Origin of the sequence: Nocardia farcinica (genome assembly GCF_029867845.1) — a bacterium.
Taxonomy (GTDB): Bacteria; Actinomycetota; Actinomycetes; order Mycobacteriales; family Mycobacteriaceae; genus Nocardia; species Nocardia farcinica_A.
In genome coordinates this window covers 1-9,340 of record NZ_JARWRU010001291.1, presented here as the reverse complement: position 1 = coordinate 9,340, position 9,340 = coordinate 1, and the positions used below count along the sequence as shown (strand labels likewise).

The 9,340-nt window shown below is 73.3% G+C and carries 9 protein-coding genes; 7 read left to right on the top strand and 2 right to left on the bottom strand.

The features are described from left to right. The first annotated feature begins 225 nt into the window (after window positions 1-225). The 5 genes from QH283_RS28955 to QH283_RS28935 all read left to right on the top strand — a co-directional run bounded on the left by QH283_RS28955 (window position 226) and on the right by QH283_RS28935 (window position 4,142). A complete protein-coding gene (locus QH283_RS28955) occupies window positions 226-696 on the top strand; it encodes a hypothetical protein (protein ID WP_280506101.1) in 471 nt (156 codons plus the stop codon). A gap of 13 nt (window positions 697-709) precedes the next feature. Then, window positions 710-1,453, top strand: coding sequence for an ABC transporter ATP-binding protein (locus tag QH283_RS28950; protein WP_280506100.1), 744 nt, complete (start codon window positions 710-712; stop codon window positions 1,451-1,453). Next, window positions 1,450-2,280 carry an ABC transporter permease gene (locus tag QH283_RS28945; RefSeq protein WP_280506099.1) on the top strand — a complete coding sequence of 277 codons (831 nt, stop codon included), beginning with the start codon at window positions 1,450-1,452 and terminating at the stop codon, window positions 2,278-2,280. The genes QH283_RS28950 and QH283_RS28945 overlap by 4 nt, the downstream gene beginning before the upstream one ends. A 55-nt stretch (window positions 2,281-2,335) precedes the next feature. Further along, window positions 2,336-3,466, top strand: a complete 1,131-nt coding sequence (locus tag QH283_RS28940) for a MerR family transcriptional regulator (protein ID WP_280506098.1) — start codon at window positions 2,336-2,338, stop codon at window positions 3,464-3,466. A 151-nt stretch (window positions 3,467-3,617) separates the two neighbouring features. After that, window positions 3,618-4,142 carry a hypothetical protein gene (locus tag QH283_RS28935; RefSeq protein ID WP_280506097.1) on the top strand — a complete coding sequence of 175 codons (525 nt, stop codon included), beginning with the start codon at window positions 3,618-3,620 and terminating at the stop codon, window positions 4,140-4,142. A gap of 169 nt (window positions 4,143-4,311) precedes the next feature. Here the strand turns inward: QH283_RS28935 and QH283_RS28930 are convergent, their stop codons facing one another. Next, window positions 4,312-4,752, bottom strand: coding sequence for a DUF7144 family membrane protein (locus tag QH283_RS28930; protein ID WP_280506096.1), 441 nt, complete (start codon window positions 4,750-4,752; stop codon window positions 4,312-4,314). Between the two features lie 213 nt (window positions 4,753-4,965). On the opposite strand from QH283_RS28930, the gene QH283_RS28925 reads away from it, so the two are divergent. Further along, window positions 4,966-6,786 (top strand): hypothetical protein, encoded by a 1,821-nt coding sequence (locus tag QH283_RS28925; RefSeq protein WP_280506095.1) that lies wholly within the window; start codon window positions 4,966-4,968, stop codon window positions 6,784-6,786. Here the strand turns inward: QH283_RS28925 and QH283_RS28920 are convergent. Next, entirely contained in the window at window positions 6,690-8,192 is a 1,503-nt protein-coding gene (locus QH283_RS28920) for a flavin-containing monooxygenase (protein ID WP_280506094.1), read from the bottom strand. The genes QH283_RS28925 and QH283_RS28920 overlap by 97 nt on opposite strands. Window positions 8,193-8,262: 70 nt before the next feature. Here QH283_RS28920 and QH283_RS28915 point away from each other — a divergent pair. Further along, window positions 8,263-9,340: AraC family transcriptional regulator (locus tag QH283_RS28915; RefSeq protein WP_280506093.1), on the top strand; the 1,078-nt coding region annotated here is incomplete at its 3' end.

Genomic DNA, 9,340 nt, shown 5'->3' with positions numbered 1-9,340 from the left:
CCCCACACCTCCCCCGTCGCTCGCTCCCTCCCCCCGACCCGCCGCCGCCCCGCCGGTCCCGGCGGTCGTCGCCGCGTTCCCGTCCTCGGCCACTGCCGCCGACTCGGGTCGAGACTATTTAAATGAGTCTTGACCGCACGCCTTAGGCTAGGCTAACTTTCCGTGACCATCTGGCAATTTCCGGGATCCACGGATGTGCCCTCACTCACTCGAAAGGTGAATTAGATGAAGAAGTGGAGCTCGTTCGGCGCCCTGGGGACCGCACTGGCGGCCGTTTCGGCCACCGCGCTCGTCGCCGCCCCGTCCGCGACCGCCGATCCCGGTACCTTCTCCATCACCAGCGAGGTGCCCACCCTCGAGCAGCTCGAGGCGCAGGTGCACTTCCTCACCGCCACCCCCGCCTCCGACGAGGCCAAGGCCGAGAACCTGGAGGGCGGAATGAACGCGGTGATCGTGCCGCGCACCGTCTACAACCTCGGGCTGTTCCGCGAGCCGCTGGGCTGGAGCACCGTCACCGGCCCGGAGACCCACAACGGCGATGTGCACACCGCCACGCTGCACAGCCACTCGGCGGGCCGCCCGGCCATCACCATGACGGTCACCTGGAAGCGCATCGACGGCAAGTGGAAGATGGCCGACGAATCGCTGTGCAACGGCGTCGAGGCCGTCGGGCTGCCCATCGCCTGCGACTTCTGACCCGCCCGGCGCGATGATCGACATCCGTGATCTCACCCTGCGGTATCCCGGGGTCACCGTGCTGGAGGTGCCCGAGCTGAGCGTCGCGGCCGGCTCGGTCACCTACCTGCTCGGTTCGAACGGCACCGGCAAGACGACACTGCTGCGGTGTATCTGCGGGATCATCGCGCCCGCCACCGGGACGGTCCACGTGAACGGCGCGCCGGTGCGCGCGGGCCACAGCACCCCGCCCGGTCTCGGCATGCACCTCGACCACCGTGCCTTCGACCCCCGGCACACCGCCCGCAGGCACCTGCGCTGGATCGCCCGCGCCAGGGGCATCGCCCCGGCGCGGGTGGAGGAACTGCTGCGCCTGGTGGATCTGCACGAGGTCGCCGACCGCAGGCTCGGCGGCTACTCGCTCGGCATGCTCCAGCGCGTCGGCATCGCCGCCGCCCTGCTGCCCGAGCCGACCACGCTGCTGCTCGACGAGCCGCTCAACGGACTGGACATCGCGGGCATCCGCTGGATGCGCGCCCTGCTGCGCCGGCTGGCCGACGAGGGCGTGTGCGTGTTGATCACCTCGCATCTGCTCGACGAGGCCGAGCGCAACGCCGACCACGTGGTGATCATCGGCGAAGGCCGGGTGCTCGCCGACCGGCCGCTGATCGAGCTGCTGTCCGAGGAGGACGGCAGCCCGCGCCGCCTCGAGGACGCCTATCTCTCCGTCACCGGAGCCGCAACCGCCACCCGAGCCGCCGAGGGAGCCACCCGATGACCGTCGGCGCCGCCCGCCCGGACTCCGGCGGGACCCAATTGCGCCGCGCGCTGGCCGCCGAGGTGACCCGCACCGGCGGGCGGGGATTCCTGTGGCTGGTGGCGGTTCCGCTGGCCGTCGTGCTGCCGCTGGTCATCACCTTCGGCATCGCCGTGGTGGCCGAGCGGTTCGCCGACAGCTCCGGCACCTTCCGGGTGACCTCGGTGGACACCGGCAACGCCGTCTACTGGGTCATCACCTTCACCACCTCGATCATGATGGTGACCGCCGCCTACGCGCACGCCGCCCAGACCAGGGGCGATCTGCGTGATCTCGGCGCCTTCCTGTTCCCCCGCGCCTGGACCTCCGCGCTGGCGCGCTGGATCTTCTACGGCGCCATCGCCGCGATCGTCTCGCTGCTGTTGCTGGTGCTGGTCCTGGTGTCGCTGCCCGCGCTGTTCCCCGCCGTCTACGGCGGTGTGGACATCGGCGACGCGGCGGGCGTCCGGTTCCTGTGGACCGTGCCGATCTACGCCTTCGCCGCCTGCGGCGTCGGCGTGGCCGCGGGCGCGGCGATCCGCACCCCCTCCGCCGCCGTGGCCGCGTTGCTGTTCTGGGTGTACGTGGTGGAGAACTCCATCAATCTGCTGCCCAACGGCTACACCCTGCAGGCCTACGCCCCCTTCCTCAACGGCGTGGCCGCCACCGGGCAGCAGATGGCTTTCCTGCCGCGCTTCGGCCCCGACGGGTCCCTGCTCTACTTCTGCGGTGCGGCGGCCGGGTTGTTCGCGCTGTCGGTGCTCGCGGGCACATTCGGCCCGCGGCGCCGGCGCGAAGGACGCGGCTGAGACGGCTGTCGGCCGCGCTTGACCTTCACCTTGGTCGAAGCTCCATGATGGCGGCGTGACAGCACGCCATCCGGCAGCAGACCAGGACGACCCGCTCCTGACCATCGGCGCGATGGCCAGGGCCAGCGGCCTGACCGCCAGCGCGCTGCGTTTCTACGGCGACTGCGGGCTGCTGGTCCCGAGCGTGGTCGACGATCTCACCGGCTACCGCTACTACACGCCCGCCCAGTGCGAGCGCGCCGTGCTCATCCGCAGGCTGCGCGAGATCGAGATGCCGCTGCCGCGGATCGAGCAGATCCTGTCCGGCGACGCCGCCCGCGCCACCGAGCTGCTCGACCGGCACGTGGCGGCGCTGCGCGAACGCGCCAGGCGGGCCGAGGCCGTCGCCGGGGAACTGCGCGCCGCGTTCTCCGCCGCGTCCACCGGACCGGCCGAAGGGGCCGCCTGCGTCGTGGACGCGGCCGCCCTCGCCGCGGCCGTCGCCCAGGTCGGCCCCGCCGCCGCGCGCGAGAAGACCTTCCCGGTGCTGGCGGGCATCCTGCTCGAGGCCGACGAGACCGGCCTGACGCTCACCGCAACCGACCGCTACCGCCTCGTCACCCGCTCCCTCGCCCTGATCCGCCCCGGCGCGACCGCCTGGTCGGCCGTCGTCCCGGCCGCCGAACTGGCCGCCGCGGGCCACCACCTGCCGTCCGGCGAGATCGCCGTGACCCGCGACGACACCGGTGTCCTTCTCGGCGCGCCAGGAGCGGGACGCCTGCCCGTCCTCGACGAGACCTTCCCCGACTACCGGGTCGTCCTCGACGGCCTCGCCCCGGTCCGCACCCGGGTCCTGATCTCCCGCACCGACCTGCTCGACCTGCTCGACCACACCCCAGACACCCCGCTCGGCCTGGACATCACCCCCACCGGCCTGACTGCGCGCCGTCCCGGCGCGCACCCGATCGCGGCCACCGTCACCGGCCCGCCCCTGCGGATCGCCTTCGATCCGGCCGTCCTGCGCCCCGCCGTCGACAGCGCCCTCGGCCCCGACCTCATGCTCGACCTGGCAACCCCCGACCGGCCCGTCGTCGTCCGCTCGGCCACCGACGGCGATCTCACCGTCCTCGTCATGCCCGTGCTCGATCACCCCCTGCCCGATCACCCCCTGCCCCACCACCGCGTGCCCGGTCGCACCACCGACTGACCCGCCCCCGGCTCGCACACCGCCCGCTCCGCGCTGCCGGGCGAGCGGGCGGCGTGACGCGATGCCGGAAACGTCCCGGCCCGCCACGGTCACGCTGTGCCTCTCGGCGGCCGAGGGCCCACGCCCCATCCGACAGATCGAAAGGATCGTCATGGCCGACATCGCCACCTCCACCGCACCCCAGCCGCATGGCGCACCCGACGAGACCATGGCCGCCATCGCCGACGCCGTCGAACTCGGCAGGCAGGGCGACCGCGAGACCGCCCGCACCCGGCTGACCGGCCTCTGGCGCACCCTCGGTCCGTCGGGCGACCCGCTGCACCGCTGCTCCCTCGCGCACTACCTGGCCGACCTCCAGCCCGACCCGGCCCAGTCCCTTGCCTGGAACATCCGTGCCCTCGACGCCGCCGAGGCCCTCACCGACGAGCGCGCCGCCGCCTACCACTCCGGCCTCGCCGTCGCGGGCTTCCGCCCCTCCCTGCACCTCAATCTCGCCGACGACTACCGCCGCCTCGGCTCCTTCGACGCGGCCCGCCGCGAACTCGACGCCGCGCGCGCACATCTCGGCGCGCTCGGGCAGGACGCCTACGGCGCGCTGATCCGCACCGCGCTGCACGAGGTCGCCCAGGCCGTCGACGCGGGCGACACCGCCCCGCGCCCGTCCGCCCCGGCCTGACCACCGCCCCGGCCTGACCACCGTCCCGGGCTGACCACCGCCCCGGGCTGACCACCACCCCGCGTCGACCGACCCCACCCCGACCGGCCCCGGCCCGGACCTGCCCTGCCCTGCGCGGACACGACCGCACCGGCGTCCGGGCTCCCGGGCGCCGGTGCGGCGCACCCGTTCAGACCCGGTCGGGCCGGGTGGTGGAGTCGGGCCGCCAGGTGGAGATCGCCCAGATCACCACGATGTCGAGGGCGATGATGAGCAGCGCCCAGTAGGGGTAGTAGGGCAGGGAGAGGAAGTTGGCGACGATCGAGACCGCCAGCAACGTGATGGCCGCGACCCGGCCCCACGTGGCCCCGGTCATGAGGCCGAACGCGCTGACGATGAGGACCACGCCGAGCACGATGTGGACCCAGCCCCAGGCGGTGGTGTCGAACTGGTAGACGTAGTCGGGACCGACGATGAACAGGTCGTCGTTCACCACGGCCGAGATGCCCTGGAACAGTTGCAGCAGACCCACGGTGAGCAACAGGATCGAGGCTCCGATGGAGACGCCGGCCGCGATGCTCTGTCGGGTCGTGCCAGGGGCTGCCGAGGGTGTGGGGTGCGGTGTCGTCATGTCTCCATTGCAGTCCGCGGCCGGGGGTGAACAGCTCACCCGTTTCGGGTGAATCGTGCTGCGACCACGCGCACTACCGTGGAACATGCCATTCGGTCGGTATCAGGGCACGGCGCCTGCCGCGCACCCGTCCGCGGCCTCCGGCGCACTCGAGAGCGGTTCGCGCCGCCTCCGTTCCGCACCCCACATCCGTCACTCCGTCGAGGAGGCACGATGGTCCCCGCGCGTCTGCTCACCCGCCTCGACCGGGCCGCCGCAGGTCCGGCGCCCGTCCTGCTCCTCGCCGCGCCATCAGGCAGCGGCAAGTCCGCGCTGGTCACCGCGTGGAGCGAGCACCTGACCGCGGTGCGGCCGGGGACCGGCACGGTGCGCATCCCCGCCGACTGCGCGCAGGAGTTCCTGCACGACAGCACCTTTCACCGGCTGTGCCGCGAAACCGGCCGCGCCGACCTGCTTCTGGTGATCGAGGACGCGCACCGGCTGGTCTCCGAGGAGGCCCTGGCCGCCGTCGAACGCTTCCTGCGCACCGCACCGCCGCGCCTGATCACCGTCCTGGCCGCCCGCCGACCGCCCGGCCTGCCCTGGCACGATCTGGCCTCGACCGCCCGCCTGACCAGGTTCACCGCCGCCGACCACGCCCTGGACCGCACCGGCCCGGCCGCGCTGGCCGCCGCGCCGGGCTGCCCGCTCACCGCCGCCGAACTGCCGCTGGTACACGAGCTCACCCGCGGCTGGCCCGCCCTGGTCCGTCTGGCCGCCCGCTATCTCGACACCCACCGCGAGTACCGCGCCGCCGCCCTCACCATGCTCGAGCACGCCCCGTGCCCCATCGCGGAGTTCCTCGACACCGAGGTGCTGGCCGAACTGGACCATTTCGAGCGCGAACTGCTCGCCGCCACCCGCCTGCTGCCCGAATTCACCGCCGACCTGGCCGACGCCCTCACCGAGGGGCGCGCCACCGCCGCGCTGCACCGCCTCGAGCACGCGGGATTCCCGCTGCGCCGTCAGCGCCGCGACGGCAGGCTGTACCACTCCTTCGCGCCCCTGCTGCGCGGCCACTACCGGCACAGCGTCCACCCCACCGCCGAGGCGGTCTGGACCGACCAAGCGCCGGACGTGGCCGCGGATCCGGCCGCCCTGCCGGTTCGCCCCTCGACCGGCGGCGCCCCCTCGGTTGGCGAGCCGTCGACCGCGGCCGAGAACCTGCGCCGCTGGTATCGCACCCATCCCTGCCCCACGGTGCTTCCGCACCTGCTCGCCGAGCCGGGCAGGCCGAGGGTGGCGGAATTCCTGCGCGCGCACGCCGTCCGCCTGGTCCTCGACCAGCACGGGCCCGATCTGTTCGAGCCGCTGGAACGCGCCCGCTCGGCTCTGCTGGACGACCCGGCCCTGGTCCTGCTGCACACCGTCGACGCGCTGGTGCGCGGGGAGGACCTCACCCATCTGACGCAGCCGCCGAGGGGCGCCTCCCGCATCGCCGACCCCCGCACCCTCGCCGCCCTGCACGCGGCCACCGCCGCCGATCTGGCCATCCACGCCGACCCCGGCACTTTGCGCGAGCTGGTGCTGCCGCCGCGCCCGGCGCTGTCCGGGCACACCGCCGTCGACTACTACGCCGAACTGGCGCTGGCCACCGCGCACACCCTGCGCGGGGACACCCGTCTCGGCGAACGCGGGCTGCGGCGCGCGCTCGCCCTCGCCGAGGCCATGGCCGCACCGAGATTGCGCCTGCGCGCCCAGATCCGTCTCGCCCTGACCGCCGTGCTCGCCGACCGGCCCGAGATCGCCGCCGAACGGGCCGCGCACGCGGTGGCCATGGCCGAACGGGCCGACCTGGCCGGGACCGCCGACCATCTGCGGGCGCTGGCCATCCGGGGGCTGTGCGCCGCCCAGCGCGCGCGGGAGCGGAGTGGGCGGCAAGCCGAGCCGAGGACCGTTCAGCGCACGGGCGCGGGCGCCTCACGGGTAGCCGAGACCGGCGACAGCGTCTTGTTCAGATCGGTGCGCAGGGTGGTGGCCGAGTCGAGCAGGTAGTTCTGCCTGACCTTCCACGGATGCCGGTCGCCCTGCCGGGGGAATTCGTCGATGGAGCGCTGGACGTAGCCGGAGGCCAGGTCGAGCAGCGGGCGGCGGTTCAGCTCGCCGTCCGGGCGCGGCACCACCGCGTCGTAGCCGTTGCGGTCCAGGTGCCGCAGCACCTTGCAGACCAGGCGCGAGGTCAGGTCGGCGCGCAGTGTCCACGAGGCGTTGGTGTAGCCGATGCAGACCGCGAAATTGGGCACACCGGTCAGCATGGCGCCCTGCCAGACGAACTGCTCCGACAGCGGCACCGGCTTCCCGTCCACTCTGGGAGCGATGCCGCCGAAGGCGAGCAGGCGCAGACCGGTGGCGGTGACGATGATGTCGGCGTCGAGCACATTGCCTGACCGCAACGCGATGCCACCGGGCACGAACCGCTCGATGTGGTCGGTGACCACCCGCGCCCTGCCCTTCTTGATCGCCTTGTGGAAGTCGGCGTCGGGGGCGGCGCACAGGCGCTGGTCCCACGGGTCGTAGCTGGGCGTGAAGTGCTCGGCGACCAGCCGCTCGTCCTTCAGGATGCGAGTGTTCAGATCGGTGAGCACCTTGCGCGCGGAGGCCGGGAAGCGGCGGCAGTAGTTGAAGAAGGTGATCCCGAACAGGATGTTCTTGCCGCGGATCAGCCGGTGCGCCAGGTCAGGGGGCAGCAGCCCGCGCAGGGTGTCGGCGCGCTTGTCGCGGGCGGGCACCGCGCTGATCCAGGTGGGGCTGCGCTGGAGCATGGTCACCGACGCGGCCTGCTCGGCCATCGAGGGCACCAGCGTCACGGCGGTGGCGCCGCTGCCGATGACAACCACCATCTTGCCCGCGTAGTCCAGGTCCTCGGGCCAGAACTGCGGGTGCACGATGCGCCCGGTGAAGTCCTCCGCGCCGGGGAAGACCGGGTCGTGGCCGCGCTCGTAGTCGTAGTAGCCGGCGCAGACGTAGAGGAAGCCGCAGGTGAGCGTGCGCTCGACGGCCGCGCCGTGCTCGTCGCGGGTGGCCAGGGTGAGTGTCCAGCGGGCCTCGGCGCTGGACCAGTCGGCGCCGACCACCTTGGTGGAGTAGCGGATGTGGCGGGCGATGCCGTGCTCGGCGGCGGTCTCGCGCAGGTAGCGCAGGATGGACGCGCCGTCGGCGATGGACTTCGCGTCGCGCCACGGCTTGAAGGGGTAGCCGAGGGTGAACATGTCCGAGTCCGAGCGGATGCCGGGGTACTTGAACAGATCCCAGGTGCCGCCGAGCGACTCGCGCGCCTCCAGCAACGCATAGCTCTTGCCGGGGCATCCGGTCTGCAGCCGGTAGGCCGCGCCGATGCCGGACAGTCCGGCCCCGACGATGACGACGTCGAGGTGCTCCACAGGCGTGTCGGTCCCGTTCATGGCTCCATTCTCCCCGACAGCGCATCCGGCTTTCTTGACTCCGCGCGACAACTATTTGATTCTCGACGACATGTCGGTCATCCGTTCCGCGGGCCTGCGCGGCTTCCGCGCCACTGTCGCCGAACTCGGCGGCGACGCCGAGGCGCTGGCCACCGCCGTCGGCCTGCCGGTCGCCGCCCTGGACACCGACGACCTGCTGATCCCCGACCAGGCGGTGGCCGCGCTGCTGGAACTGGCCGCCCACCGCCTCGACTGCCCCGATCTCGGCCTGCGCATCGCCTACCGGCAGGATCTGGACATGCTCGGCCCGCTGGCGCTGGCCATCCGCAACTCCCCCACGCTGGCCGACACCCTGGAGTGCACCTCGCGCTATCTGTTCGTGCACGCCCGCTCGCTGAGCCTGGACATCGGGCCCGACCCCTACGGCGATCCCGCGATCGTCGCCCTGACCTGCGGGGTGAAACCGGGCCTGCCCGTCCCGGTGCAGGGCACCGATCTGAGCATGGGCTTCGTGCACCGCGCGCTGCAACGGCTGGCCGCCCCGCGCTACGGGCTGCGCTCGGTGGAACTGCCCTACCACCCGCCCGCGCCGCTCGCGGCCCACGAACGCTTCTACGCCGCCCCGGTGCACACCGGCAGGCCACGCGCCGCGCTGCGCATCCCGGCAGCCCTGGCGGACCGGCCGCTGTCCGGCGGCGACGAGACCCTGCACCGGCTGGCCCTGGCCTTCCTCGCCGAGCAGACCGCGGGCGGCGCGGAGGACGGCGCGCCCGGCCCGACCGCGCGCCGGGTCAAGGCGGCGCTGCGCCAGCTCCTCGGCACCGCCCCGGCCGAGATCGGCGCTGTGGCCGGACTGCTCACCGTGCACCCGCGCACCCTGCAACGCAGGCTCGCCGCCGAGGGCACCGGCTTCGCCACCCTGCTCGACGAGGTGCGCCGCAGGCAGGCCGCGCACTACCTGACCACCACCGACATGCCGCTGGCCCAGGTGGCCTCGCTGCTCGGGCTGGCCGACCAGGCCACCCTCACCCGCTGCGCGCGCCGCTGGTGGCAGCAGACGCCGCCGCGCCGGGGCGGGGGTCGGGCGCGGGGACCGCCCCCCGCGCGCCGGGGGGCGCGGGCCCGCCCCCCGGCACCCCCCACACGGG

Excerpts from the sequence above, each read along its gene's own strand:
- QH283_RS28945 (WP_280506099.1), top strand. The coding sequence starts at position 1,450 with ATGACCGTCGGCGCCGCCCGCCCGGACTCCGGCGGGACCCAATTGCGC.
- QH283_RS28935 (WP_280506097.1), top strand. The coding sequence starts at position 3,618 with ATGGCCGACATCGCCACCTCCACCGCACCCCAGCCGCATGGCGCACCC.
- QH283_RS28950 (WP_280506100.1), top strand. The coding sequence starts at position 710 with ATGATCGACATCCGTGATCTCACCCTGCGGTATCCCGGGGTCACCGTG.
- QH283_RS28930 (WP_280506096.1), bottom strand. The coding sequence starts at position 4,752 with ATGACGACACCGCACCCCACACCCTCGGCAGCCCCTGGCACGACCCGA.
- QH283_RS28925 (WP_280506095.1), top strand. The coding sequence starts at position 4,966 with ATGGTCCCCGCGCGTCTGCTCACCCGCCTCGACCGGGCCGCCGCAGGT.
- QH283_RS28920 (WP_280506094.1), bottom strand. The coding sequence starts at position 8,192 with ATGAACGGGACCGACACGCCTGTGGAGCACCTCGACGTCGTCATCGTC.
- QH283_RS28955 (WP_280506101.1), top strand. The coding sequence starts at position 226 with ATGAAGAAGTGGAGCTCGTTCGGCGCCCTGGGGACCGCACTGGCGGCC.